The organism is Roseobacter sp. FCG-D35 (assembly GCF_033436665.1).
Lineage (GTDB): Bacteria > Pseudomonadota > Alphaproteobacteria > Rhodobacterales > Rhodobacteraceae > JAWQFO01.
This window is the reverse complement of sequence record NZ_JAWQFO010000009.1, coordinates 134,203-158,815: the sequence shown is the minus strand read 5'-3', so window position 1 is coordinate 158,815 and position 24,613 is coordinate 134,203. Positions and strand designations below refer to the sequence as shown.

The window sequence follows — 24,613 nt, the reverse complement described above, 5'->3', positions numbered from 1 at the left end:
TGATGTTCAGGAGCTTGAATCAGCCCGATGCACCGACTGCAACCAAATCAATGGGTCCAGAGCCTAAGGGTGTCAGGAACTCTGTGTATCGGCGGGCAACCATTTCCAGGAAAGAGAGCGATTTCTGTCCTATACAGGTCGGATGGCGCTACGCTGTTTGCGAGTTTTGATTGGTTAGGCCAAATTCCGTGTACCCTCCCCCGAGGGTCGACGGCTCAACGTGCCTTCTCGTTGCGCATTTGATTTATCAAACGGACGAATGCCCGACGCAGATGCCTCGACGGCCTGCGCCGGTCAAGGAGCCGGGTAGTCGGTTTTCTCGATAGCCTCTTTCTTTACCTCAAGCACAATCCCACCCGAGTAGAGGCCATACGTCATGGTGTCTTTGTCATGACCCAAGATATCAGCTGCAACGTTCTCAGGTACACCGGCATTCTCCAAGAGCGTCGCAACCGTCTTTCTGATGCTGTGGAAGACCTTGTTGGGTCCATGGCCCAGTCGCTTCTTCAAGGTACCGAAGCGCTTGCCAACCGCATTTGAACGGTCGCCGTACTTGTTGAAGGTGAGGCCACTAACAACGTATCCGTCCGTGCTGTCTCGAATGAGATGTTCTAAGGTGGGTGCCAGCTGGGAGTGGATAGGTACGGTCCTCAGCCCAGCCTCTGATTTGGCATCGTCGACGCGGAAGCTATCCTCTGATAAGTGCTCCAGCTTCAGCGAGCACAGTTCTTCAATACGGCAGCCTGTCCACATGCCCAACTGAATCACGGCGGCCAGCTGCGGATCATCCTTGCGCTGGGCGTGATCCAAGAGCTCTATAACTTCTTCCGTTGAGAATGGCTGTCGCTTGTCTTGGCCGCCAGAGCTCCGTCGCTTGCGTTTCACGATGCTCAGCTTTGCAAAGGGGTCGTCAGCGACTTCGACGATGCGGTGTTTGATCAGGAACTGCCAGTAGCCACGGCAGGCTGAGATGATCCGGGTGACAGTCCCAGACTTCAGCCTGTTCTGCGTTTCGAGATCATAGATCCAACCCTGAACGCCCTGCTGAGACACGTCCGATGAATACGGGAAGACCTCTATGAATCGTCGAACATCGCTGCGCTTCATGTCAGTTGACTTCGGCGCACCGGTAAGGCTCGCAAGCCATCGGTCGACATGGATCTCCAATGAAATGGACTCCCCCCGAACGATCTCGTTGAATCTGCTCGCCGCCTTCGGGTTTCTCCAAGCAATCTCCTCAGCTTTGTCTTGGAGCAGCCCGTCCAGCGTTTCCAGCACATCGGCATCGGCGCTAGAAAACTCCGCTCGCCACTGCTCGGCTAGGACGTGAAGTGCATCGTTGGAACCGGAACGGAGAGCTTGAAACTGAGACTTCCACAGAGCGATCTTGGGCAACACCAAGCGCTCGGCTTCGGATAGACTGTCGGTCCCCAATGACTCCACATGCCGCTTCTTACCAAAGGGTTCTCTGACGTCCTTCGGGATGTCCAATACGGCATACCAGCGCCGTCGCCTTCGTTCTAAATACCTGGGCATCCCCACACACCTTCCCCACACGTTTGGGGCCGATTATCCATGTAAATCAAGCACTTCAATAGGTTACCGGACGTCAGCGGAGTTCCCCTTCGTCTCCGCCATCATCTCATCGGCGCATCGCCGACTTTTCCCAGCGACAATTGCGCCTCAAGCGGCAGACTTTCCCGGCCTGCACGTCTAAGTCGAAGCACAGGCGCCGAACCTACCATCCGAAACCCTCAAGCCTCGTCGCGCGGGTCCTCGTGGGCGCGGCGGAGCGCCGGGGGGTCGTCATAGACGGCCCAGCCGAACGTGCCGCCGGTCTTGGGCAACTCGGATTCGTCGAGGTTTCGGATGATGTAGGTCTTGGCGATGAAATTCGCCGTGATCGGGGCGGTCAGGAACAGGAACAGCGTGATCAGCAATTCGTGGAACGAGAGCCCCTCCTTGACCAGCAGGAAATAGAGCATGGACGCGATCAGCGCACTGCCGATGCCGAGCGTGGTGGCCTTGGTCGGGCCGTGGAGCCTCTGCATCGTATCGCGAAGCTTGATCAGGCCGTAGGAACCGACGAGGCCGAAGACACCGCCGGTGACGATGAAGACCGAGATGACGATTTCGGTGACGGTGGCCATGGCTTACCTCACTCGATGATGTCGCCGCGCATAACAAAGCGGCAGTAGGCGACGGTGGAGACGAAACCGACCATGGCGACCAGCATGGAAGCCTCGAAGTAGATCGCGGTGCCCTGCTTGATCCCGTAGAGCACCAGCAGGGCGATGACGTTGATGACCATGGTATCGAGCGCGAGGATGCGATCCGCCGAATCCGGCCCGACGGTAAGACGCCACATGCAGAACAACATCCCGATGCCGAAACAGGCGAAGGCAAAAGTGAGGGCAGCGGCGATCATTCGAATACCTCCTTGAGCGGGGCCTCGTAGCGGCTCTTGATGCGGTCGCGGTCGCCTTCCGGGTCCGGACTGTGCAGGCAATGCACGAGGATCGAACGCCCGTCGGCGCAGAGCATCGCGGACAGCGTGCCGGGGGTCATGGTGATGGTCCCCGCGAGCACGGTGATTGCTTCGGGCGAGGTCAGCTCGAGCGGCACGGTGACCCAGCGCGTCAGCAGCTTGTCGTTGGGCTTGAAGAGGATGATCAGCGCGACCTGGACGTTGGCCACGACGATGTCCCAGAGCACGATGGCGATGTACTTCATCGCCACGAGCGGCCGGCGCAGCCGGGGCCGGTTGGGCCAGTAGGCCGCGGTCGACATCGGCACGACGAGACCCAACACGATGCCGAGCAGCAGGTTGCCCAGCGTGATCTTGTTGACCAGCCCGAGCCAGACCAGCACCAGCATGATGCTGAGCAGCGGATGCGGGATGAAGCGCGCGAGCATGTCAGCCCTCCTCGCCGGTTCCGAGAACCGCGGCGACATAGCTGCCACGGTCGAAAAGTTGCGCCGTGGTGCCGTCGAGATACTGCATCAGCGGTCCGGCAAAGGCCGTCAGCATCGCCAGCACGGCGATCGTGGCGACGGTCGGGGCGACCTCTGCCACGCTGGCGGGCGCAGGTCCGGGCGCAGGCGCCGCCTCCTCGCCCGCTTCGGTCTGCGGCGCCTCGACGACAGCGGCTGTGGATTTCCAGAAGAGCGTACTGCCCGATCGCGCAAATCCGACGATGGTCAGCAGCGACCCCAGCAACACTGCGCTCCAGGCCCAGGCGATCTCGCCGGGATCGCGCATCGCGTCGAGCACCATCAGCTTGCCGAGAAACCCACTGAGTGGCGGCATCCCGGCCATGCCGATCGCGGCGGCGAAGAAGAGCGCCGCGAACAGCCCGTTCTGCAAGGTCGCGGGGCGGGTGCTCAGCGCGTCGACCTCGCGGCGCGAAATCACGAGATCGGCCATCAGGAACAGGGCCGCCGCGGCGAAGGTGGAGTGCACGAGGTAGTAGAGCGCAGCCGTCGTCGCCACCGGCGTGAAGGCCGAGATCGCGATCATCAGCGTACCCATCGAGCCGACGACCGAAAAGGCGATCAGCGGCATCAACCGGCGCGCGCCCAGAACCCCGAGCGCGCCGACGGCGATGGTCACGACAGCGGCCGGGAACAGCCAGTCGCCGGCCAGACCGTCGGTCGCCTCTATGCCCGGACCGAAGACCAGCGTGTGCACCCGCAGGATCGCGTAGGCCCCGACCTTGGTCATGATCGCGAAGAGCGCCGCCACCGGAGCAGGCGCGTTGGCATAGGTGCCGGGCAGCCAGAACTGGATCGGGAACAGCGCCGCCTTGAGCGCGAAGACGATCATCAGCAGCATCACCGCAACGCGCTCCAGCGCCGCATCCCCGGGCGGCACCTCGGCGAGGCGCACGGCTAGATCGGCGATATTCAGCGTCCCGGTCGAGGCGTAGAGCACCCCGAGCGCGAAGAGGAACAGGGTCGATCCGGCGAGGTTGATGACCACGTATTGCAGGCCCGCGCGCATCCGCTCGCGCCCGCCCGAGTGGATCATCAGCCCGTAGGAGGCGATCAGCAGAATCTCGAAAAAGACGAAGAGGTTGAAGATGTCGCCGGTCAGGAAGGCTCCGACGATCCCCATGAGCTGGAACTGGTAGAGCGCATGAAAATGGCGTCCGCGCGCGTCCCATCCCGTCGCGATCGCGTGCATCAGCACGATCAGGGCCAGGACGGCGGTGATCAGCACCATCAGACCGGACAGCCGGTCGAGAACCAGCACGATACCGAAGGGCGCCGGCCAGTCGCCAAGGTAGTAGACCTGCGGGCCGCTCATGGCGGTCACGAACAGGCCGACCGCGATGGCCACCAGCGCCACGGTCCCGGCCATCGAGGCGACGCGCGCGAGCGTCATGTCGTGACGCATCACGAACCCGATGATCGGCGCCAGAAGGGCCGGAAGGATGATCGGTGCGATGATCCAGTGGTTCATGGCGCGGACCCCCCGTCGGCGGTCTCGTCCGCGCGGCCTTCGATGCCGTCGATGCGGTCATCGTCGGATTCGAGGTAGGCGCCCAGCGCCACCATGACCAGCACGGCGGTCATCCCGAAAGAGATCACGATCGCGGTCAGCACAAGCGCCTGCGGCAGCGGATCGGTGTAGCTCGCCTCGCCGTAGGGGTTCAGGATCGGCGGCAGGTCGATGGCGAGCCGTCCGGAGGCGAAGAGAAACACGTTCACAGCATAGGAGAGCAGCGCCAGCCCGAGGATCGTCGCGAAGGCTCGGAGCCGAAGGATCAGGTAGATGCCCGCCGCGGTGAGCGCGCCTACCGATGTGGCAACGATGAATTCCATGTCAGGTGTCCTCCGTGGCCAGGCGGGTGCGGGCCGAGGGATCGTAGTCCATCGGTTCGGGGTTCACCGTCTCGCCTGCATAGCGCGCGATGCGCGACAGGCTGTAGAGCATCAGCATCACTGCCCCGAGCACGGTCAGCAGGACGCCCACATCGAAGATCATCGCGGTGGCCAGTTCGAATTCCTCGATGGGTGGGATCTCGTAATAGTCGAAACCGCTGGTCAGGAACGGCTTGCCGCCCAGCCAGGCCCCTGCCCCAGTCAGCCCGGCGATCACCACGCCCCAGCCGATCATCGCATGGTACTCGATGCGCTGCCGCCGCTGCGTCCAGGCAAACCCGGAAGCCATGTACTGCATCAGCAGGGCGATCGAGATCACCAGGCCGGCCACGAAGCCGCCACCGGGCTGGTTGTGTCCACGCAGGAAGATGAAGATGCCGACCATGATCGCCACCGGCATCATCACCCGCGTCGCCACCACCATCATCAGCGGGTGCCGGTCGCGCGACCAGTCGTTCGAGTAGTCGGTGTTGCGCAGGCGGCGCGCTGCGGGCCCGTTCAGAAGCGCCTCCATCACGGCAAAGATGATCAGCCCGGCGATGCCCAGCACGATGATCTCGCCGTAGGTGTCATAGCCCCGGAAGTCGACGAGGATGACGTTGACCACATTGGTGCCGCCGCCGCCCTTGTAGGAATTCGCGAGGTGATACTCCGAGATCGACGCTGTGTCGCGCAGCAGGAACATGTAGGCCAGCGCGGCGACCCCGGCCCCGGCCGACAGCGCGATCACCCCGTCGCGCAGGCGGCGCAGCCCACCGCTTTCGACCGGCGTCGATTTCGGCATGTAATGCAGCGCCAGCAGCAGCAACATGATCGTCACGGTCTCGACCGAGATCTGCGTCAGGGCGAGGTCGGGGGCGGACAGGTAGACGAACCCAACCGAGATGGTCAGTCCGATCACGCCGATCACGACCAGCGCCCGGAACCGCTGGCGGTGCATGAAGACCACCGACGCGGTAGCGACGAGAAGCGAGATCCAGCCGACGAAGACCAGCGGCGGGATCGGCAGCGGCTCTCGCGTGGTGGCGGGCATGCCGCTGCCGGTCCAGGCGATGTAGCCCATCACCACCGTCGCGGCGACGAAGATCGCGAGGTAACGCGACATCGCCCCGTCGTGGGTGATGTCGATGATGCGCCGGGACAGCCCGGCCAGCCGACCCACCAGCCAGTCGAAGATCGCCTTGGCCTCGGGGCGCGGCGTCGCGAGCCACGCCCGGTCGAGCGGCGCGTGCAGCGCCAGCAGCACCGCGCCGCCGATCACGGCGATGATCGACATGTAAAGCGCCGGCGTGAAACCGTGCCAGATCTTGAGATAGAAGGACGGCAGCTCTCCCCCCGTCACCGCGCCGGCAGCGACCCTGACCAGAGGCTCGGCCACGGCCGGAAGCACCCCGATCAGAACGACCAGCACGACAAGTAGTGCCGGCGCCGCCCACATGCCGAACGGCGGATCATGCGGCTTGTGCGGATAGTCGTCGCGCACCGGGCCGAGGAAAACGTGGAAGACGAAGCGCAGCGAGTAGGCGACCGAGAGCAGCGCGCCCAGCGTAGCCAGTGCGGGCACCGCGTAATGGCTTCCGCGCCAGTCGGTGTGCGAGGCTTCCTCGAGCATCATCTCCTTCGACAGAAAGCCGTTGAGCAGCGGGATGCCGGCCATCGACAGCGCGGCCAGCGTGCCGATCACGAAGGTCACCGGCATCAGCGTGCGAAGCCCGCCCAGGCGCTTGATGTCGCGGGTGTGGGCCTCGTGGTCGATGATGCCGGCGGTCATGAAGAGCGCCGCCTTGAAGGTCAGGTGGTTGATGATGTGAAACACCGCCACGACGGCAGCCATCGGCGTGCCGAAGCCCAGCAGCATCGTCAGCAGCCCGAGATGGCTGACCGTCGAGAAGGCCAGCAGCGCCTTCAGATCGTCCTTGAACAGAGCGATCAGCGCCCCCAGCACCATCGTCACGAGGCCGATGCTGGCGACGATGTAGAACCAGGCGTCGGTCCCGGCGAGCGCGGGCCACATGCGCGCCATCAGGAACACGCCCGCCTTCACCATCGTCGCGGAGTGCAGGTAGGCCGAGACCGGTGTCGGGGCGGCCATCGCGTGCGGCAACCAGAAATGGAACGGGAACTGTGCCGATTTGGTGAACGCGCCCAGCAGGATCAGGATCAGCGCCGGCATGTACCAGTCCGAGGCGCGGATCTGGTCTCCGGCCTGCAGAATGTCGGTCAGGTTGTAGCTGCCGACGATGTTGCCGAGGATCAGCATGCCGCCGATCATCGCAAGCCCGCCCGCGCCGGTCACCGCAAGCGCCATGCGCGCGCCCTGCCGGCCTTCGGGCAGGTGTTTCCAGTACCCGATCAGCAAGAAGGACGAGAGGCTCGTCAGCTCCCAGAAGATCAGCAAAAGCAGGATGTTGTCGGACAGGACGATGCCCAGCATCGCGCCCTGGAACAGCAGCAGGTAGGTGTAGAACTGTCCCATCGGATCGTCGCCCGACAGGTAGAAGCGCGCATAGAGCGTGATCAGCAGCCCGACCCCGAGGATCATGCCCGCAAACAGCAGCCCCAGCCCGTCTAGGAAGAACGATGCCGAGAGCCCCAGCTGCGGAATCCACTCGAGCTCGGCGGTGATGACCTTGCCGTCCATCACCTGCGGCGCCAGGACGATCAGCATCGTCAGCGCCAGCGCGGTCGGGAGGGCGGTGAAAATCGCGCAGGCGTCGCGCCCGGCCCGGATCATCAGCCCCGGCACCAATGCGCCCAAGAACGGCAGCAGCGCGATGACGATCAGCGGATAATACTCTACGGTCTCCAACTCACCCTGTCCCTATGCCAGCCGGGTTTCGATCCCGGTCCGCGTGGCGTTCCCCCGGACCTTCTGGCCCGACGCGTAGTCGAAAATGGCCCTCCCGTCAAAAAAGTACAATCGGGTTCCGCAGGCTGCGACCATCCGACCGTTTGGGCTGCGCTGTTTCGGGTACGGTTTGCAGCACGTGTCCTGCCCGCGCGTCCCGGCTGCCGTCCGGAATCGCGCGGTCCGACATTGCAGCGCGCCTGCGCGGCGCTGCGATTACTCGACCGGCGTGTACCAGATCGGCGAGGTATAGGCCCGCTCCTGCGCGGTCAGCGGAATGCTGTCGGGCAGGTCGAGCTCGAACTTCACCGCATCATAGGCCGTCCAGCGCGGCGTCGGGATCTCGATCACGCGCCCGTAGTAGAAGGCGCGTTGCGACGGGTCGAAATCCGGGTCCTGCCAGACCGCGGCAAGCTCGGCCGCGCCGATGGTGTTGGTCCAGGTGGGAATCGACAGGTCGACCGTGTCGCCCACGGGCGGCAGCTTGCCGTCGGCATCCGGTTCGCGGTTGTCCGACCAGGCCACGTCGTAGACCTGTTCCTGCGGCGCGCCGGTCTCATCGAGCCAGCCCTTCACGATCTGCAGGCGGTCCAGGTTGGCCCCGACCGGATCGCGCAGCGCGTAAAGCAGGAAGGCCGGCGCCGTCGCCCCTTCAGGCGCAGCGGCCAGATCCGCGCCCATCGGCACACCCTTGGAATAGCCGATCCCGGCCAGGTCACGCCGCAGCACGTCGCCTTCGGCGAAGTCCCAGCCGCCGAAGAACCGCACCCGCATGCGCGGTCCGGTCGTGGCGTAGGTCTCGCGCCGCTCCATCGCGTCGAAGAGCGCGCCGCGCGAATTCTGCTCGGCCCAGACCGCTGTGAGACCCGACGTGATGTACTGCCACGAGGCGATGCCCGCGCTGCCGTCCGCGGTTGTGTTCGACATGTGGATTGCGCCGTCTTCCTCGATGATCCGGTGCGGGGACGGCTCGTAAGTGGTGAATTTGTGGAAGAAGTTGTCGTTTTCGGGCGTGGTCAGGCCGATGTGGTTGTCGCTGGCGCCGACCAGCCCGAATTTGAACGGGTTCACGCCCAACTCCGCCTCGAGCTGCAGCCCCCGCTTCAAACCTGAGCGCGTGTATTCGCCCGGCAGCATCTCGGGCGTCTTCAACTCGGACAGGTCGAGGTTGCCGACATCCCAGGTTTCGAAATCGGCGAACTCGTCTTCCGGCGACAGCAGCGGATGCGCCTCGCCGTCGCCCTTGTTCTGCGTCGCCTCGTAGAGCCGTTCCCACTTCTGGCGCTGCTCGGCATAGTCGGCGTCAAGAGCGGCACCGTTGTCGAAGTCGTCCTGCATGGCGAACATCATGCCGTTCGACAGGTTCCCGTTATGCGGAATCGCCAGCACGTCGCCCCCGGTCTTGTCCTCGTAGCCCTGCATCCAGGTCCAGAGGTCGCGCGGGTTGCGGCTGCCCACGGGCGGCGTCGTCGTGTACGGCACGACCTGCCCCGCCCGCTCCGGTCCGTCGCGGAAGATAACGTTGCGGTGCAGGTTGTTGCCCGACACCAGCGAGGTCCATTCGAAGGCGATGAAGGTGGTGAATTTGCCGGGGTCGTTGAACTCTTCGGCAGCCTGCACGATGTCGTCCCAGACCCGCTTGAACGCCGGATTGCCCGGCTGGTAGTTGAGCTCGGGCGACAGCGTGCCTTGCGAGAACTCCCCGATCAGGCGGAACATGGCATCGGCGGCGGTCTGGCCGCCGGCATTGAAGTCCTCGTGGAACTGCTTGCCTTCTGGCACTGCCATGATGTTCGGCGCGCCTTTCAGGATGTCGATGATCGCGCCCATCGCGTCGGAGTGGTCGGTGATCATGTAGAAATCGAACGGCCGCGCGAGCTTGACCGGCTGCCCGGTGTTCGATGTCACCTGCTCGCCCCGTGCGAAGCGGTAGGCGTCGCGCGGCATCAGCCGGGTGCCCGAGCCGCCCGCATCCGGCGAAAGCCCGGTGTGCACGTGGGTGTCGCCGAAATAGACCTCGGTCGGAAAGGCGCGGTCCGCATAAGGCGAATAGGGCCGCCCGGCGTAAATGTCGGTCGCCCCGCTGGTGCCGGAGGTATCCTGCGCAATTGCAGGAACGCCAGTTCCGATGGCTGTCGAGGCGGCAAGGGCAAAAAGAATTCGTTTCATGAAGGCATCCAATCCGGGTTTCACGCGATCTTCACGCTACCACAGCGGGTGCAAATCCAAGAAGCCTTTCCTTCGTGCCGCCGCACCGCCCCCGCCGGCGTGCGTTTCAGCCGGGCGCGGCCTTTCGCAGAATCCCTGCGAAAAAGTCGGAGAGTTCGGGCATCGCGTCCAGCGGCAGGACATGCGCGACGTGCTGGTCGGGCCGGACGATCACGAGACATCCGCGCGCACGGTCGATTGCGCGCAGGTCAAAAATGTCCGGCCCGCTCTTGGCATCGGCGCAGAACACCTTCTCGTAGTCGCACAGTCCGTAGCACCCCTTCGACGGGCGCAGCAGTGCCGGCATATCGCCGTGTTCGAGGTCGCGAAACCCTTGCTGGAACACCGCGCGTACGTCGATCACGGCGTCGATATCCTCATCCGCCGGCGTGTGCGCCCGGATGGGCGAGGCCGGATCGTCGGCGAGATGCGCGCAGAGCCGGTCGATGGCCCCGCCCGGCGCGCCGGTGTCGTCGTCGGGTGCAAAGGCGAATATGCGCCAGCGCGCGTCCGCCTCGATGACGTGGCCGAGATGCATCGGTCTCGCATCGGCCAGCCGCACCACAGGCGCCGAATGAAACCGCGTGCCGATCTCGAAACCGCCCGCAAGCTTCTGCCAGCGATCCTCGCCGATCAGCGCCGACGGCGCATAGCGGATCGTGAGCCCTGCGGTGAAGCGTCCGTTGGCGATGAACTCGCGCTGGAAGCGCGGCATCTCGGCGTCCGCGTCCGCCGTCTCCTCACGTGCGCCAACGACGCGCGACCAGCGGTGATCGAAATCAACCAGCCCCTTGGCGGCGGCGCGGCGTTCGGCGGAATAGCTGTGCAACAGCGACGCGTCCGCGCGTCCGGTCAGCACCGAAACCAGCTTCCAGCCGAGGTTGAACGTATCGCCCATCGAGACGTTCATGCCCTGCCCGGCCTTCGGGCTGTGGGTGTGGCAGGCATCCCCCGCGGTGAAAACGCGCGGGGTGCGCGTGTCGACCGCGTTCGACGGCACGTCGTCGAACTTGTCCGTCAGGCGATGACCGATCTCGTAGATCGACCACCAGACCACCTCGCGCGCCTCGAAGGGAAAGGGATGCAGGATGCGCCGGGCCTTGGCGATGATGTCCTCGGGACCCAGCCCGCGCTCGGCGACGCGCTCGTCCGGGCGCAGCTTGTCGAGCGCCACGTAGAGCCGCACGAGATAACCGCCCTCGCGCGGCAGAACGAGCATCGACCCGTGATCCGACTGCACGATGGCTTTCATGCGCAGGTCGGGAAACTCGCTGACCGCCAGCACGTCCATCACGCCCCAGGCCTCGTGCGCCGCATCGCCGTGCAGCCTGCCGCCGATGGCCCGCCGCACCGCGCTGCGCGCCCCGTCGCAACCCACCACGTAGCGTGCGCGAAGCGTTTCGACTTCGCCCGTTTTCTCCGGGCCGGTCCGCTCCAGCCGGACCGTGACCGGGAAATCGGCCCCCAGCGGATCGACGCTCAGGTCCGCCACCTTCAACCCGTAATCAGGCGTCAGCCGTGTCGGTGCGTTGCGCATCACGTCGAGAAACATGTCATGCACGCGCGCCTGGTTGATCAGCACATGCGGCATCTCGCTCAACCCGTCCTCGACGTCCTGCACGCGGCCCACGCGCCGGATCCGGTCGGGCCTGTCCGGGTCCCGCGACCAGAAGGTCGTCTCATTGATCCAGACCGACTCGCGGCTCACTTTCCCGGCAAACCCGAAGGCCTGGAACATCTCCATCGACCGGACATTGATCCCGTCCGCCTGGCCCTTCTCCATCGGGCCGAGCTTGGGCTCGACGATCATGGTGCGGACACCTGGGGCACGGGCGAGCTGTGCGGCGAGGCAGAGCCCCGCCGGGCCGCATCCGGCGATCAGGACGTCCACGGTTTCCGGCAGCCCTCCGCCCGGGTCCCGCCATGCAGGCGCGGCGGGGCAGACGTCGGGATCGCCCGGACGAAAGCCTTCCAGAAAGAACTGCATGCCCTGTCCTCCCCTCCCGGGCTCAGCCGCGCATGAACTTGCGCCGCGCCTCTTCGGCGATGGCCTGTTTCATCTGCAACTCGGCGAGGCGCGCCATCGCCGCCTTGCGCGCGGCGGGCTCGGTCAGACCGGCCAGCCGCGCCTTCTGCGCGCTCACCAGCTTTTTCAGCTCGATCTCTTCGGGCAGCACGCCGGCCTGCGCCATGACGCGATAGCCAACCGCCTCACCCGCGTCGACGTGCGCGTCACCAGGGCGGTCCGGCAGCCGTTTCCCGGCGCCTTCGAGGTCGTCGAGACCGCCCTCGACAAGCGACTTGAGGATCCTGCGTTCGGTCAGCCGGCTCAGCCAGGACATGGCGATGCTCCTCCCTTTCCGATATGGCCACCCGAAGCAGCCGTGCAAGATCGCAGTCCCGTCACCCGGGCGTCACCCCGAGCAGGCGCATCGCGTTTTCTTTCAGGATCAACGGGCGCACCTCGTCCTTGAAATCGGCCTTGTCGAACGCGTCCAGCCACTTTTCCGGCGCGATCATCGGCCAGTCCGACCCGAAGAGCATCTTGTGCTTCAAGAGGCTGTTGGCATAGCGCACGAGGATCGGCGGAAAGTATTTCGGAGACCAGCCCGAGAGGTCGATGTAGACGTTGGGCTTGTGCTGCGCCACGGCAAGCGCCTCTTCCTGCCAGGGAAAGCTTGGATGCGCGGCGATGATCCTGAGATCCGGGAAATCTACCGCCACGTCGTCGAGATACATCGGGTTGGAATACTTCAGCCGCATCCCGTTGCCGCCGCGCATGCCCGAGCCGACGCCCGTCTGCCCGGTGTGGAACAGTGCCACGCAGCCATGCTCCGCAAGCACTTCGTAGAACGGATAGGCCATGCGGTCGCTGGGGAAAAAGCCCTGCATGGTGGGATGGAACTTGAATCCCCTGACCCCCTCCGTCTCGACCAGTCGCCGCGCCTCGCGCACGGCCATCTTGCCTTTCCAGGGGTCGATCGAGGCGAACGGGATGAGCACGTCGGCGTTCTGGCGCACCAGCTCCAGCACCTCGTCGTTGGAATAGCGCCGATAGCCGGTCTCGCGCTCGGCATCGACCGGGAAGATCACCGCGGCGATGTTTTGCGCCCGGTAATGGGCCGCGGTTTCGGGAATGGTCGGCGGATGCTCCCACGGCGCGCCGAAGTAGCCCGCCATCGTCCGCTGCAGGTCATCATAGCCGTCGTCGGAGTGACAGCCGCAGGGCTCCTCGGCATGGGTGTGGATGTCGATCGCGCGGACCTTGGAAAAATCGACCATCTCCGTCTCCTTCAGACCCGGATCACCGCCGGGTCGGCCTCGTCGTAAAGCCTGTCGAGCAGCGCGGCGCGGCGGGTGACGATCCGGCGCACGTTGAGCGAGCCCTTGTCGGTGATCTCGCCGTCCTTCAGCGACGGTGGCTCGGCAAGTATGATTGCCCGCGAAATGCGCCGTGCCGACCCGGAGGACGCTTCGGCCATCTCGCGTAAAGGCGCGGCGATCGCGGCCTGAAGCCGCGCATCGACGACCGCGCCCTTTTGCGAATTGGTCTCGGTCGCCTGCCCGGGCCGCGGAAAGACGAAAAGACCCACCGCGTCCCTGTCCTGTCCGCAGATCACCACGTCCTGCACCAGCCCGCGCAGCGCCTCGAGCGCCTCGAGCCGCAGCGTCCCCGCCTGCACCCATGTCCCGGTCGAGAGCTTGAAGTCTTCCGAAACCCGTCCGTCGAAGATCAAGCCGCGCTCGGGGTCATCGGGGTCGACGAACCGCACCGCGTCGCCGGTGCGCAGGAACCCGTCGGCGTCGAAGGCCTCGGTCGTCCGTCCGGCGTCCTCGAAGTACCCCGGCATGACGTTGGGCCCCTTCACGCGCAATTCGCAGCGCCTGTCGTCATCGGGGATCAGGCGGATCTCGGTGCCCGGCAACGGCACGCCGATGACGCCCGAGCGCCCGATGGGCTCATGCACCATCAGCGTCGCCGGCGCGGTTTCGGTCATCCCCCAGCTCGAGATCATCAGCGGCAGGCGGCCGCGCACCTCGCGTGCCATATCCTCAAGTGCCGTCCAGACGTCCTGCGGCAGCGATGCGCCGGCGTAGAAGATCAGGTCGAGATCGCGGAAATAGGCATCGCGCAGGGCATCGTTGTCGCGCATCTCCTCCACGAGCATGGCAAAGCCCGCGGGAACGTTGAAGGACAGCGTGCCGGGGCGCTCGGTGATGTTGCGCACGGTCTCCGGGAACAGCGCCGGCACCGGCTTGCCGGCGTCGATGACCAGCGTCCCGCCATTCGCCAGCATCATGTTGACGTTGTGCGAACTGCCGAAGACGTGGTTCCAGGGCAGCCAGTCGCAGATCCGCGGCGGGCGGTCCTTTAGGAAGGGCAGGACCGAAGCGATCTGGGCCTGGTTTGCGCAGATCATCCGCTGCGTCGTCAGAACGCCTTTGGGATCGGACGTGGACCCGGAGGTGAAGAGGATCTTGGCCACCGTGTCCGGCCCCACAGTCTGCAACCGGTCGTCGACTTCAGCCGTCACCGGGTGCCCGGTCAAGGACGAGAAATCCGTCACGGCGCGGGACGCACCTGCGGTGTGGCGCGCGACGATCTCCACCCCGTCGAACTGCGGCAGCGAAAGCGCGCTGCCGAACCTTTCGGCGTCCTCGACGAAGGCCAGCGCCGGTTTCACCTTGTCGAGAATATAGGTCAGGCGCCCATGCGCCTCGGCGATCAGCGAATACTGTTCGGCCAGCGGCACGGTCGGCACCCCGGCATATTGCGCGCCGAGCGCCAGCAGCGCGTGGGCGACCGAGTTGCCGGACAGTATGACGATCGGCGTCCCGGGTCCAAGATCGCGGGCAATGAGCGCAGCGGCGATGGCGCGGACGTCCCGCACGGCTTCGGCATAGGTCACGTCGCGCCAGTGCGCGCCGTCGCGTTCCGCCAATGCCACGCGGCCGGGCGCATCCTCGGCCCAGCGGTGCAGCCAGTCCGCGGTGCGTCGCGCCACCGGGTCGAGCGGCACCCGCGACGACAGGTGAATGTGATCACCTTCGCGCCACGTCGTCACGGCGTGCGGCGCAAGCCGTAGCCCCGTTATCGCGTCCGTCATTCCGGATCCCCTCCCCCATCCGCTGTCGCGCCGCGCGCCGCTTTTGCCAGCAGGTGTCGCAAGATCTCGGTCTCGCCCGCATCGAGCGTTGCGAACAGTTCCGCCTCGGTCACGCGAACGGCGGCCTCGGCCTTGCGCCAAAGCCGGTGGCCCCCGGGCGTGACACTCAACGCATACATGCGGCGGTCGCCGGGCACCGCGCTGCGTTCCAGAACGCCGACCCGTTCGAGTTCGTCGACCACCACCACGATCCCCGACCGCTTGATCTGCAGGATTTCCGACAGACGCGATTGCGAGATGCCGGGGTTGGTCGCCACCACGCCCAGCGCCGAGAAGGTGCCGATCCGCAGGCCCATTTCGGACAGCCGCGCGCTGACCGCGTCCTGTACCCGCATGTAGGCGCGCTTCATCGCGTACCCCGTGAACCGGTAAAGCACGGCGTCCGCCGCGGTCGGGTCCTCGGTGCGGGGCGCGGTGGCGGTCATCGGGTCTCCTCTTGGGGCGGGCCTAGCGGAAGGACGGGGTGCGTTTTTCCAGGAAGGCCTTCAGCCCCTCCTCCGCGTCGGCGCTGGTCTGGGACACGGCGGCGGCAAGGCTTTCTGTGAACAGCCCGTCCGCGCGCGACATGTCCGAAATCCGGCTGATCGCCTGGATCATCATGAAATTCGACAATTGCGCATTCTGCGCGATCCTGGTCGCAAGCTCCCGCGCCAGCGGCATCGCTTCACCTTCGCCGACTGCATAGTGCGTCAGGCCCAGGGCCAGCCCTTCCTCGGCGGCGTATTTGCGGCCGGTGAGCATCATCTCGCACAACCGGTCGGCCCCCAGGATGCGCCCGACGCGCACGCTGGCGCCGCCTCCGACATAGATGCCGCGCCTCCCTTCGGGCAGCTGGAAGACGGTCGAGGGTTCTGCGATGCGCACATGGGTCGCCGCCGCCAATTCCAACCCGCCGCCGATCACCGCGCCGAACATGGCCGAGACAACGGGCAGGCCCGAGAACTGGATTGCATCCATGACCCGGTGCCAGTTGCGCGAATGGCGCATCGTGCCTTCCGCATCGCGGGCAACATGTTCACCGAGGTCGAGACCCGAGCAGAAATGCCCCGCCACCCCGGTCAGCACCGCCGCGCGCACGCCGCTTGGCGGCGCTGCGAAGAAGTCGTCCAGCGCGGCAAGTAGCGCATCGCTCATCGCGTTGCGCTTGTCGGGGCGGTTCATCGTCAGGATCGCCAGCGGTCCGTCGATATCGACCTGCAGAATGTCCCGGGGGGCGGAAGGGTTCTGTCGTGTCATCGTCGCGGTCCGGTTTGCCTAATCGTCATTGTACGATCCGGCACCTGAACTGTTATGTCAATGAACAATTCGTGTGCCAAATTTCCTCACTCAACGATCGGCCCCTGTTGCACGTGCAAGCGATCTGCGGCGAGTTGTTGGCACCGTCCAGGCAACGCACATCGGGAAGTCCGATGGCGGACGGCAGGGTCGCGTCGGAGCGTCGAGCGATCGATACCTTAGGAAGCGACTGTGTCGTGGAGGCGTGATCAACTATGCCGACGTATCGAGGAGAGCGCCCGGCGCCCTCGCGTCATGCCCTGATCGATCAGCAGCAGTGCGAAGGTGCAACAGCACTTCCCGCAATTCGGCGCGGCGCATGTGTTGCGGCTGGACGGCGGACCAGACCGGCCGCTCGAATTTCCCTCGCCGTCCCGACAGAGACTATTCGACGGCCTCGCCCAGCGTGTCGGCCTTCACCGCGCCGCGCTTGCCGGGCGGCATCGACTTTCCGACCGTGGTATCGACGCGGGTCTGTGCTTCGATCTCGGAGTTGAGTTCGGCGCCCATGAGAATGATGAATGCCGAGATCCAGAGCCACATCAGCAACACGATGACGCCCGACAGGCTGCCGAAGGTCTCGTTGTAGGATCCGAAGTTGCTGACGTAGATGGAAAATCCGATCGAGGCGACAAGCCAAACGACACAGGCGACGACGGCCCCGGGCGTCAGCCAGGCCCAGCGCGCGGCCGAGCGGTCGGGACCGAAGCGGTAGAGCATCGCCAGTCCGAGGATCGTCATCACGGCGAGCACGATCCATCGCACCAGCCCGAGTACCGTCTCGAGCCAGCCCGGCAGCGGCAGCAGGGCCAGCGCGGCAGGCACGGCGAGCGCCGCGCCGAGGCCGAGCAGCAGCCCGACGATCAGCAGAAGGGTCAGGCCGAGGGTCAGCGCCGTGCGCTGGATAAAGCCGCGCGTGTCCTGCTCGTCGTAGGCCACGTTCAGTCCTTCGATCAGGCTCGACATGCCCTTCGACGCCGAGTAGATCGCCAGCCCCAGGCCGATGATGAAGGCAAACCCAAGCCCGGCATTCTTCGATCCGGTCACCTCGACGGCCTGGTCGAGGATGATCTGCGCCGCCTGCTGCGGCATGATCGACGCGAAAGTCTCGATCTGCGCGGTGACCTCGGCGGGTTCCAGCACCAGACCGGCCAGCGCCATCAGCGCGGTGATCGCCGGAAAGATCGCCAGTAATGCGTAGAACGCGACCCCGGCCGCGATCAGGCTGACATGGTCGGCGGAAATCTCGTCCTTCACGCGGAAAGCGATGTCCTTCCACCCGGTGGCGGGGATCTCGGTTGGTGTGGCAGCGTCGCGTCCGCGTGTCATCTTTTGGTCTCCTTGAACACGCAAGACCCGCGCCGGGATCCGGCGCGGGTCCTGTCGGTTTGGTCAGGCCGTCACGACTTGACGTCTCCGAGCTTTTGCTTGTCGGCTTCCTTGGAGGCTGCGTCGGCGACGCGCTTGCCGGCCTCCTCGGCCTTGCCGATCGCCTTGTCGACAGCGCCGGGCGCCTCGGAATCCGCCTTGTCGCGGGTCTCCTCGACGATCGCCCTGGCCTCCTGGGTCGCGGCGCGCGCAACCTCGGTGAGCTTGCGTCGTTCCTCGGCATAGACGCGTTCCGCCTCTTCGAAGAGCCTGTCGCTCTGTTCGCCGAGATAGTGGTCCTCGGTGCGGCTTCGGGGCAGCGCCGCGCCCAAAGCCGCACCCACGGCCAGCGCAAGCGCACCTACAACCAGCGGCTGCTCCTCGAAGACGTCCACGGCCCGCTCGCGCCCGCGGCGACCGTAGTCATAGGCCGCATCGCGGGCCTCGATCGCCCGTTCGCGGGCCGCCACGACGCGGGCGCGCGCCTCCTCGCTCATGGTTTCGGTGCCTTCGCTCAGACGCTGGCGCAGGCGCGCGGCACGTCGCGACGCGTTATCCGCCGCCCGCTGGACGCCGCGCCGGGCGGAGCGTCCGGCCGCTGCGGCCGAACCGGCGGCGGAACTCGCAGCGTCCGAGACAGATCGACCCGCGCGGCGCGCGGTATCGCCTGCGGCGCCTGCCGCGCTGGACGCCGACTGAGAGGCCGAGCGTGCTGCGCCCGAGGCGGTATCTCGGGCCGAGGCTGCCGCGCTCGACGCCGATTGCGAGGCCGACCTGGCCGCATCGCTTGCTGCATCCCGGGCCGAACCGGCGGCGTCGGACACCGCGCCGGCCGCGTCGCCGACGCGGTCTCCGATGCCGCGCCCGTCGTCGCTCCAGTCATCGTCATCCCAATCGTCATCGTCCCAGTCGTCGTCGATGCTCCGCGCCCAGGTCGGCGCTGTCCGGGCGCTTCTCAAACCGGCGGCATAACTCCGCTCGTCGGTCCCAGGATAACGGGTGACGCCGCTGCGGCTGGAGGTCACGCGATCGTATGGATCGCGGCGCTCGAGCGGCTCGGGGTCGTCGTAGTCATGACGCTGGAACCGGGCCGGCTGACCGCTGCGGGACCCGCCCGTGCCGTTGCCGAAAATCATCCAGGCGATGCCGACACCGGTCAGCGCCAGCGCCATCGGGTTCTGCTTGACCGAGTCCGAGATCGACCGGCCGAGATCCCCCCCGTGCTCGCGCACCTGGTCGCTGAACTGCCGCACGAGGTGATCGACCGAGAACCGGTCCTGAAGCTCGTCGAGCGTCGAGCTGAGACCGGCGCGTTCCGCCTCGATCTCGCGTTCGATCTCATCCGGCTTGCGGGTATCATTTGTCATCGTAAACCTCCTTTACCGCTTGCGCGTCGCGCTTGACGTTCTCGGCCGTGCGCGTCGGCGCGAGGCTGCTGAGCTTGAGATCCTCGGTGCCCTTGTTGGCCATCACGTAGGCCACGATGGCCAGGATGACGCCCACGATCAGGGCCGACCATCCGGCCGGAATTCCGGCTTCGGTCAGACCGGCGACGAGGGCCGCGGTCAGAACGTTGAGTGCGGTGAGCGATATGACGACCGCGCCGACCAGAAGACCGATTGCAGTGCCGGCGTTCTGAACGCTCTCGTTGACCTCCGCACGGGCGAGGTCGACCTCCTTGCGCACGAGGCCGCTGACGTGGGTCAGGGCGTCGGACAGAAGGTTGCCGGTGGATTTCTGTGTTTCGAGGCTCATCTGTCTCCTCCCGTGGGGCTGGTCGGGGTTGTCGGGCGTGCAGGCGCGGTGGCCGGTGCGGCCGGCGTCGCGGTGGGTGTCGCGGCGGCGTGCTGCGACGCGCCATGGGACGGTTGTGCGCTCTGGCGGACAACGTGACCCGGCTCGGGTGTGTGGGACGCCGCGCTCGACGCCTTGGCGAACCGTGTCGCGGCAAACCCGAGCAGGGCAGCGCTTCCGAGGAACACAGCCGGATTGCGCCGGGCGAACCCGTTGATGTCCTGCACGATTTCGCCGAGATCCTTGCCGCGGATGGTTTCGGAGGCGTCAGCAAGCCCGTCGGCCAACTGGCTGAACGTGCGTTCGGCCGGCGATCCGCTGCGCAGATCGTCGGCGGCGGAGCGCAGCGCCGACGAGACGTGGCTCACCTCGTCCGCGGCCTGCGACTTCGCGTCCTCGGCATAACCGGCAGCTTCCGAGGCAACCTTTTCGGTCACGTTCTGCGCGGTGGTCCGGGCCTTCTCGGCCGCGTCGTTGGCGGCGTCGCGCGCCTTTTGCGCGGCCTGCTCAGTGCCCGAACCGCCTGCTGTCGCTCCGGTTCCCGGCGATGTCGCCGGCGCCTGTCCGGTGCCGGCGCCTGCCGGATCGGGGCGCTTGTCTGAGGATTGTGTCATTCGATCTCTCCCAATTTCGGTGTGACGCTGATCAGAATACGAAGGCGATAATCGCCAGCACGACGACCACGAGGCCGACGATGTAGATGACGCTGTGCATGTGCTTTCCCTCCCACCCCTTCCGGAGCTATTGCGACGCGCGATGCGAATTCCGCAGACAAGGGGTCACCTGTCGGGATCGCACACGGCGTCCCCGGGAATGCAGTCGGGCGATTGACCTGTAAGCAAGGCACCGACGATTGCCGCGGCCTCCAAGGGCAACGCGATCTTCACGGAATTGTTCCCGACCGGGTCATCCGCGGGTCAGAGTTGTACACAGGGTCGCGTGGCACGAGGCTGCGCCGTCCGATCAGCCGGGGTCTCCCCGACGAGCGCTGCCCGTTACCGGCCGGCCCGGCGCGTGCGGGATGTCAGGGGGCTGCCGCCCAGACCTCGACTTCGACCTTGAATTCCGGGCGCGTGAAGCCCGTCACGATCAGCAGCGTGGAGCTCGGCAGGCGCTCGGGTGCGCCCAGAAACGCGTCACGCGCGCGCATGTACCCGGCCATGTGCTCGCGCGCGGTGACGTAGGCCGAGACATGCGCCACATCCGCGGGCCCCATTCCGGCTTCGGCGAGAATGGCACGGATGTTCTCGAAACACAGGACCGCCTGCTCAAAGGCGGTCTCGGGGATCGTGTCGTCCTTCCGGATGCCAAGTTGCCCCGAGGTGCGGACGAGCCGCAGGCCCGCCGGGATCTCGGTTCCATGCGCATAGGCGGCGAAGGGCGGGCGCAGCGTGCCCGGGTTCAGTGCTTTCATGTCGCAGCGCACCCTTTCAAAAACGACTTGCCAGAGCGGTCCGTTTCTGGAACGCTTTAAGCACATCTCTGGCACAGATCGACATCAGGGCCACGCGAAACCAGTTCCTTGAAGGAGGAAGCCATGGGTATGCGTGTTCTTTTGGCACGGATCGGAGATGCAGCGATTGCCGGGACAGCCCCGGCCGCTCTGTTCCCCAACTTCTGCGGAATTCGGCCATGAGCGTCCAGGGCTATTGGGCCGACCTGCCGTCGCGCGCGTTTCGCGACCTGCCGCGCGACACCGTCGCCGTTTTGCCGCTTGGCGCGACCGAACAGCACGGTCCGCACCTGCCTTTGTCGGTGGACAGCGATCTCATCGACGCGGTGGCAACACGCATGCTCACGGCGCTCGACCCTGCGCAATCGGTGCTGGTGCTGCCGACCCTCGGCATCACCAAAAGCGACGAGCATGCCGATTTCCCGGGCACGCTGGCGCTGTCGGCACAAACCCTGCTGTCGATGCTGCGCGACATCGGGATGTCGGTGGCCCGCGCGGGGGTCGAGCGGCTGGTACTGTTCAACGGTCACGGCGGAAACAGCGCGCTGCTGCAGATCGCGGCGCGCGAGTTGCGGCGTGAAGCGGAACTGATCGTCGTCTCCTGCTCCTGGGGCGGTTTCGCCGCGTGGCAAAGTCATTTCGACGCGGAAGACTACGGTCATGACATCCACGCCGGCGCGGTCGAGACCTCGGCCATGCTTGCCTTGCGCCCCGACTGCGTGGACATGGACAAGGCGCGCGACTTCCGCCCGGAGATGCGCGACTGGGACGAAGCCTTTCCGCAGATCGGGCTTGGCGGACGTCCCGTCGCACCGGGCTGGCTGGCGCAGGACCTGAACCCCGACGGAGCCTGCGGTGACGCATCCGCGGCGAAAGCAGAAAAGGGAGCGGCGCTGCTCGACAGCGCGGGGCGCGACTTCGCCCACTTCCTCGCGGATTTAGCCCGCTTCGATCACAGGCGGCCCGCACCGTGAGCCGGGTCGAACTCTTCGATGGTGTCGTGCCGCGCGTGCTGGTCCCGCGCAGCCTGCTGACCCGTCCGGAACGCTTCGGCGGCCGCACGGTCGGCGACTGCCTCGCTGGCGATCTCATTCTGCGCGCGGGCCGCGTGACCGGGCTGCGCGATTGCGAGTCCGAGCCCGAGCGCGTGGTGATGTCGCGCCTGACCGAAACGCACGTCCATCTCGACAAGTGCCATACGATCGGGCGCATGCCGCGCGTCGGCGGCGATCTTGCCGATGCCATCGCCGCACAACGCTCCGACAAGGCGAACTGGAGTGTCGCGGATCTGCGCCGCCGGATGACACGCGGCATGCATGAGTTGCGCGACGCGGGCTGCGGTGCGGTGCGCAGCCATGTCGACTGGGGCGACGATCCTGACCCCGCGGCCGTACCACCCGCCTGGGACGTGCTCGAAGAAGTCGCGGTGGATTTCGGGCCCGGCATCGTGTTGCAACGTGCCGCCCTGACCAGCATCGCGGCCTTGAGCGATGCCGCATATGCCGACGGTTGTGCCGCGCGCATCGCGCGGGACGGTGGAGTGCTGGGCGCATTCGTCTTCGACCAGCCTGAGCGGCGCGCGGGCATCGCGAACGCCTTCCGCGCCGCCGACCGTCACGGCCTGGCCCTTGACTTTCACGTCGACGAAGGTCTCGCGCCAGGCCTCGACGGGCTCGAGATGATCGCCGATGCCGCTCTCGGGATGCGGTTCGAGGGTCCGGTGCTCTGCGGCCATGCCTGCAGCCTCGCCAACCTTTCGGGCGCGCCGCTGCGGCGTATCGCGGACAAGCTGGCGCGCGCGGGGATTTCCGTCGCGGTCCTGCCCTGGACGAACCTCTACCTGCAGGGGCGCGGCGACGGCACGCCGGACCGGCGCGGCCTGACCCGCGTGCATGAATTGCGCGCGGCGGGCGTGAACGTGGTCGTCGGCACCGACAACGTCGGCGATGCCTTCTGTCCGCTGGGCGCGCATGCGCCGACCCGAACCCTGGCGCTCGCGGCCGTCGCGGCGCATCTCGACCCGCCCTTCGCGGATCATCTGCAAATGATTACCACCGCCGCCGCGCAAGCGCTCGGGCTGCCGCCCGTCCATATCGACGGCGCGGCAGTCGACGATCTGCTGGCCTTCGAGGCCACCTCGACCGCCGATCTGCTTGGCCGCGCGCCCGCGCCGCGGCCGCTTTCCCACATCACAGGAGCAAGACCATGACCGGTCCCGCAAACAGGTCCGACATCGACTGGACGGAAGTGGCCGAGGCGCTGGCCCCGGTCGAGGTGATTGACGAGACCGTCCTCGTGCGCAAGCGCTCGCGGGATTTTTTCTGGTACTCGCCGATCCTGAACGCGCAGCTCAAGAAATGCTTCGGCGATCTCGTCGCCTGTCCCGGGACGCGCGAAGAGATGGCGCATTGTCTCGCCGTGGCCCATGCGCGCGATCTGCCCGTCGTTCTGCGCGGCGGCGGCACCGGCAACTACGGGCAGGCGGTCCCGCTGATGGGTGGTCTGATCATCGAGACCACCGGCATGAACCGCATCCTCGAAATCGGCGAGGGCTTCGTGCGCGTCGAGGCCGGGGCGCTGATGGCGGACATCAACGCCGCCCTGGCACCCGAGGGCTGGGAAATGGCGATGTTCCCCTCGACTCAGGACATCGCCACCATCGGCGGGTTCGTCGCCGGCGGCAGCGCCGGGATCGGCTCGATCGCCAACGGTGCCTTGCGCGAGCCGGGCAACATCATCGGACTCAAGGCCCTGTCGGTCGAGGCGACGCCGCAGGAGCATGTCTTCGAGGGCGAGGACGCGCTTCAGGTCCATCACGCCTGGGGGCTGAACGGCGCGATCACAGAAGTCACGCTGCGCACCGTACCGCTGCGCGACTGGATCGGTTGCATGGCGACCTTCGACAGCTACCGCGCCTGCTATGCCGCCGGATATGCGCTGGCGGTGAGCGATCGCATCGGGCGCAAGCTGAGTTCCACGGTCGATGCGAGGATCGTCGACTACTTCCCGCGGCTCAAGGGTCATATCCGCTCGGAGAAGCACCTGCTGGTCGCGCTGGTTCCGCGCGAGGATATGGACGCTTTCGAAGAGCTGATCGCCGAGCGTGGCGGGACGGTGGACCTCGCGCTCACCGACGAAGAACGGCAGGAGAAAGCCATCCCGCATGTTTTCGAATTCGCCTACAACCACACGACGCTGCAGGTCCTGAAGGCCGACCGCTCGGCCACTTACCAGCAGATCGGCGTGCCCGATGCGTCGGACGATGGCGCCGTCGCCGCCATCGCGGAGAAACTCGGCGACGACGTCTGGCCGCACCACGAATTCGCGCGGCTCGACGGCAAGGTCGTCGCCTTCGACCTGCCGATCATCTGGTTCCGCGACGAGGCGCGGCTGCGCGAGATCGACGCGACCTACGCGGCCGCGGGGTTCTCGGTCGCGGACGCGCACACCTATCACGTGGAGGGCGGCGGCCTGAAGAACGCCGACTACCGGCACCTGGCGTGGAAGAAGCGCATGGACCCGAAGGGGCTGCTGAACCCCGGCAAGTCCCAGGCCTGGGACGAAGTCCGCGACCTCTCTCCGGAAGCAATCGAAGCCAAGGCGAAAGGGTGA

General features: G+C 66.1%; 22 protein-coding genes. 3 read left to right on the top strand and 19 right to left on the bottom strand.

Features of this window, described 5'->3' with window-relative positions:
• Nucleotides 1-294: 294 nt before the first annotated feature.
• The 19 genes from R5H30_RS18870 to R5H30_RS18780 form a co-directional block, all read right to left on the bottom strand.
• Nucleotides 295-1,536, bottom strand: coding sequence for a tyrosine-type recombinase/integrase (locus R5H30_RS18870; RefSeq protein WP_318330185.1), 1,242 nt, complete (start codon nt 1,534-1,536; stop codon nt 295-297).
• A gap of 218 nt (nt 1,537-1,754) precedes the next feature.
• Nucleotides 1,755-2,150 (bottom strand): Na+/H+ antiporter subunit G, encoded by a 396-nt coding sequence (locus R5H30_RS18865; protein ID WP_318330184.1) that lies wholly within the window; start codon nt 2,148-2,150, stop codon nt 1,755-1,757.
• Between the two features lie 8 nt (nt 2,151-2,158).
• Nucleotides 2,159-2,428 carry a K+/H+ antiporter subunit F gene (locus R5H30_RS18860; protein WP_318330182.1) on the bottom strand — a complete coding sequence of 90 codons (270 nt, stop codon included), beginning with the start codon at nt 2,426-2,428 and terminating at the stop codon, nt 2,159-2,161.
• Entirely contained in the window at nt 2,425-2,916 is a 492-nt protein-coding gene (locus R5H30_RS18855) for a Na+/H+ antiporter subunit E (protein ID WP_318330180.1), read from the bottom strand. Before R5H30_RS18855 ends, R5H30_RS18860 begins: the two co-directional genes overlap by 4 nt.
• 1 nt (nt 2,917) lies before the next feature.
• Nucleotides 2,918-4,465: a monovalent cation/H+ antiporter subunit D gene (locus tag R5H30_RS18850; protein ID WP_318330179.1), complete on the bottom strand. Its 1,548-nt coding sequence runs from the start codon at nt 4,463-4,465 to the stop codon at nt 2,918-2,920.
• The gene (locus R5H30_RS18845; RefSeq protein WP_318330178.1) at nt 4,462-4,827 is read right to left on the bottom strand and encodes a Na+/H+ antiporter subunit C; all 366 of its coding nucleotides are present in this window, start codon (nt 4,825-4,827) and stop codon (nt 4,462-4,464) included. The genes R5H30_RS18850 and R5H30_RS18845 overlap by 4 nt, the downstream gene beginning before the upstream one ends.
• Before the next feature lies 1 nt (nt 4,828).
• The gene (locus tag R5H30_RS18840; protein ID WP_318330177.1) at nt 4,829-7,696 is read right to left on the bottom strand and encodes a monovalent cation/H+ antiporter subunit A; all 2,868 of its coding nucleotides are present in this window, start codon (nt 7,694-7,696) and stop codon (nt 4,829-4,831) included.
• Between the two features lie 255 nt (nt 7,697-7,951).
• Entirely contained in the window at nt 7,952-9,904 is a 1,953-nt protein-coding gene (locus tag R5H30_RS18835) for a DUF3604 domain-containing protein (RefSeq protein ID WP_318330176.1), read from the bottom strand.
• Between the two features lie 106 nt (nt 9,905-10,010).
• Nucleotides 10,011-11,930 (bottom strand): FAD-dependent monooxygenase, encoded by a 1,920-nt coding sequence (locus tag R5H30_RS18830; RefSeq protein WP_318330174.1) that lies wholly within the window; start codon nt 11,928-11,930, stop codon nt 10,011-10,013.
• A gap of 22 nt (nt 11,931-11,952) precedes the next feature.
• Nucleotides 11,953-12,285: a DnaJ family domain-containing protein gene (locus tag R5H30_RS18825; protein ID WP_318330172.1), complete on the bottom strand. Its 333-nt coding sequence runs from the start codon at nt 12,283-12,285 to the stop codon at nt 11,953-11,955.
• A 61-nt stretch (nt 12,286-12,346) separates the two neighbouring features.
• On the bottom strand, nt 12,347-13,225 hold the full coding sequence (locus R5H30_RS18820) for an amidohydrolase family protein (RefSeq protein ID WP_318330169.1): 879 nt from the start codon (nt 13,223-13,225) through the stop codon (nt 12,347-12,349).
• Between the two features lie 11 nt (nt 13,226-13,236).
• Nucleotides 13,237-15,051, bottom strand: coding sequence for a feruloyl-CoA synthase (locus R5H30_RS18815; RefSeq protein ID WP_318330168.1), 1,815 nt, complete (start codon nt 15,049-15,051; stop codon nt 13,237-13,239).
• On the bottom strand, nt 15,048-15,536 hold the full coding sequence (locus R5H30_RS18810; RefSeq protein WP_318330167.1) for a MarR family winged helix-turn-helix transcriptional regulator: 489 nt from the start codon (nt 15,534-15,536) through the stop codon (nt 15,048-15,050). The genes R5H30_RS18815 and R5H30_RS18810 overlap by 4 nt, the downstream gene beginning before the upstream one ends.
• 22 nt (nt 15,537-15,558) lie before the next feature.
• A complete protein-coding gene (locus R5H30_RS18805) occupies nt 15,559-16,347 on the bottom strand; it encodes a crotonase/enoyl-CoA hydratase family protein (RefSeq protein WP_318330166.1) in 789 nt (262 codons plus the stop codon).
• 423 nt (nt 16,348-16,770) lie between these two features.
• Nucleotides 16,771-17,715 carry a YihY/virulence factor BrkB family protein gene (locus R5H30_RS18800; RefSeq protein WP_318330165.1) on the bottom strand — a complete coding sequence of 315 codons (945 nt, stop codon included), beginning with the start codon at nt 17,713-17,715 and terminating at the stop codon, nt 16,771-16,773.
• A gap of 71 nt (nt 17,716-17,786) precedes the next feature.
• Entirely contained in the window at nt 17,787-19,121 is a 1,335-nt protein-coding gene (locus tag R5H30_RS18795) for a DUF3618 domain-containing protein (RefSeq protein ID WP_318330164.1), read from the bottom strand.
• Complete coding sequence (locus R5H30_RS18790) at nt 19,111-19,509, bottom strand: phage holin family protein (protein WP_318330163.1); 399 nt, start codon at nt 19,507-19,509, stop codon at nt 19,111-19,113. The genes R5H30_RS18795 and R5H30_RS18790 overlap by 11 nt, the downstream gene beginning before the upstream one ends.
• Nucleotides 19,506-20,162 (bottom strand): hypothetical protein, encoded by a 657-nt coding sequence (locus R5H30_RS18785; RefSeq protein WP_318330162.1) that lies wholly within the window; start codon nt 20,160-20,162, stop codon nt 19,506-19,508. The genes R5H30_RS18790 and R5H30_RS18785 overlap by 4 nt, the downstream gene beginning before the upstream one ends.
• A gap of 410 nt (nt 20,163-20,572) precedes the next feature.
• On the bottom strand, nt 20,573-20,962 hold the full coding sequence (locus R5H30_RS18780) for a RidA family protein (protein ID WP_318330160.1): 390 nt from the start codon (nt 20,960-20,962) through the stop codon (nt 20,573-20,575).
• Nucleotides 20,963-21,180: 218 nt separating this feature from the next.
• Here R5H30_RS18780 and R5H30_RS18775 point away from each other — a divergent pair, with 218 nt between their 5' ends.
• The 3 genes from R5H30_RS18775 to R5H30_RS18765 are packed head-to-tail and all read left to right on the top strand — an operon-like array spanning nt 21,181 to nt 24,613.
• Complete coding sequence (locus tag R5H30_RS18775) at nt 21,181-21,975, top strand: creatininase family protein (protein ID WP_318330158.1); 795 nt, start codon at nt 21,181-21,183, stop codon at nt 21,973-21,975.
• Nucleotides 21,972-23,210 (top strand): amidohydrolase family protein, encoded by a 1,239-nt coding sequence (locus tag R5H30_RS18770; RefSeq protein WP_318330156.1) that lies wholly within the window; start codon nt 21,972-21,974, stop codon nt 23,208-23,210. The genes R5H30_RS18775 and R5H30_RS18770 overlap by 4 nt, the downstream gene beginning before the upstream one ends.
• Nucleotides 23,207-24,613 carry an FAD-binding oxidoreductase gene (locus R5H30_RS18765; RefSeq protein WP_318330155.1) on the top strand — a complete coding sequence of 469 codons (1,407 nt, stop codon included), beginning with the start codon at nt 23,207-23,209 and terminating at the stop codon, nt 24,611-24,613. Before R5H30_RS18770 ends, R5H30_RS18765 begins: the two co-directional genes overlap by 4 nt.

Bases quoted from the DNA above. Each gene is read 5' to 3' on its own strand.
- R5H30_RS18785 (WP_318330162.1), bottom strand. From the start codon at position 20,162: ATGACACAATCCTCAGACAAGCGCCCCGATCCGGCAGGCGCCGGCACC.
- R5H30_RS18795 (WP_318330164.1), bottom strand. From the start codon at position 19,121: ATGACAAATGATACCCGCAAGCCGGATGAGATCGAACGCGAGATCGAG.
- R5H30_RS18860 (WP_318330182.1), bottom strand. From the start codon at position 2,428: ATGATCGCCGCTGCCCTCACTTTTGCCTTCGCCTGTTTCGGCATCGGG.
- R5H30_RS18805 (WP_318330166.1), bottom strand. From the start codon at position 16,347: ATGACACGACAGAACCCTTCCGCCCCCCGGGACATTCTGCAGGTCGAT.
- R5H30_RS18825 (WP_318330172.1), bottom strand. From the start codon at position 12,285: ATGTCCTGGCTGAGCCGGCTGACCGAACGCAGGATCCTCAAGTCGCTT.
- R5H30_RS18845 (WP_318330178.1), bottom strand. From the start codon at position 4,827: ATGGAATTCATCGTTGCCACATCGGTAGGCGCGCTCACCGCGGCGGGC.
- R5H30_RS18815 (WP_318330168.1), bottom strand. From the start codon at position 15,051: ATGACGGACGCGATAACGGGGCTACGGCTTGCGCCGCACGCCGTGACG.
- R5H30_RS18775 (WP_318330158.1), top strand. From the start codon at position 21,181: ATGAGCGTCCAGGGCTATTGGGCCGACCTGCCGTCGCGCGCGTTTCGC.
- R5H30_RS18830 (WP_318330174.1), bottom strand. From the start codon at position 11,930: ATGCAGTTCTTTCTGGAAGGCTTTCGTCCGGGCGATCCCGACGTCTGC.
- R5H30_RS18810 (WP_318330167.1), bottom strand. From the start codon at position 15,536: ATGACCGCCACCGCGCCCCGCACCGAGGACCCGACCGCGGCGGACGCC.
- R5H30_RS18765 (WP_318330155.1), top strand. From the start codon at position 23,207: ATGACCGGTCCCGCAAACAGGTCCGACATCGACTGGACGGAAGTGGCC.
- R5H30_RS18790 (WP_318330163.1), bottom strand. From the start codon at position 19,509: ATGAGCCTCGAAACACAGAAATCCACCGGCAACCTTCTGTCCGACGCC.
- R5H30_RS18870 (WP_318330185.1), bottom strand. From the start codon at position 1,536: ATGCCCAGGTATTTAGAACGAAGGCGACGGCGCTGGTATGCCGTATTG.
- R5H30_RS18780 (WP_318330160.1), bottom strand. From the start codon at position 20,962: ATGAAAGCACTGAACCCGGGCACGCTGCGCCCGCCCTTCGCCGCCTAT.
- R5H30_RS18835 (WP_318330176.1), bottom strand. From the start codon at position 9,904: ATGAAACGAATTCTTTTTGCCCTTGCCGCCTCGACAGCCATCGGAACT.
- R5H30_RS18850 (WP_318330179.1), bottom strand. From the start codon at position 4,465: ATGAACCACTGGATCATCGCACCGATCATCCTTCCGGCCCTTCTGGCG.
- R5H30_RS18800 (WP_318330165.1), bottom strand. From the start codon at position 17,715: ATGACACGCGGACGCGACGCTGCCACACCAACCGAGATCCCCGCCACC.
- R5H30_RS18855 (WP_318330180.1), bottom strand. From the start codon at position 2,916: ATGCTCGCGCGCTTCATCCCGCATCCGCTGCTCAGCATCATGCTGGTG.
- R5H30_RS18820 (WP_318330169.1), bottom strand. From the start codon at position 13,225: ATGGTCGATTTTTCCAAGGTCCGCGCGATCGACATCCACACCCATGCC.
- R5H30_RS18865 (WP_318330184.1), bottom strand. From the start codon at position 2,150: ATGGCCACCGTCACCGAAATCGTCATCTCGGTCTTCATCGTCACCGGC.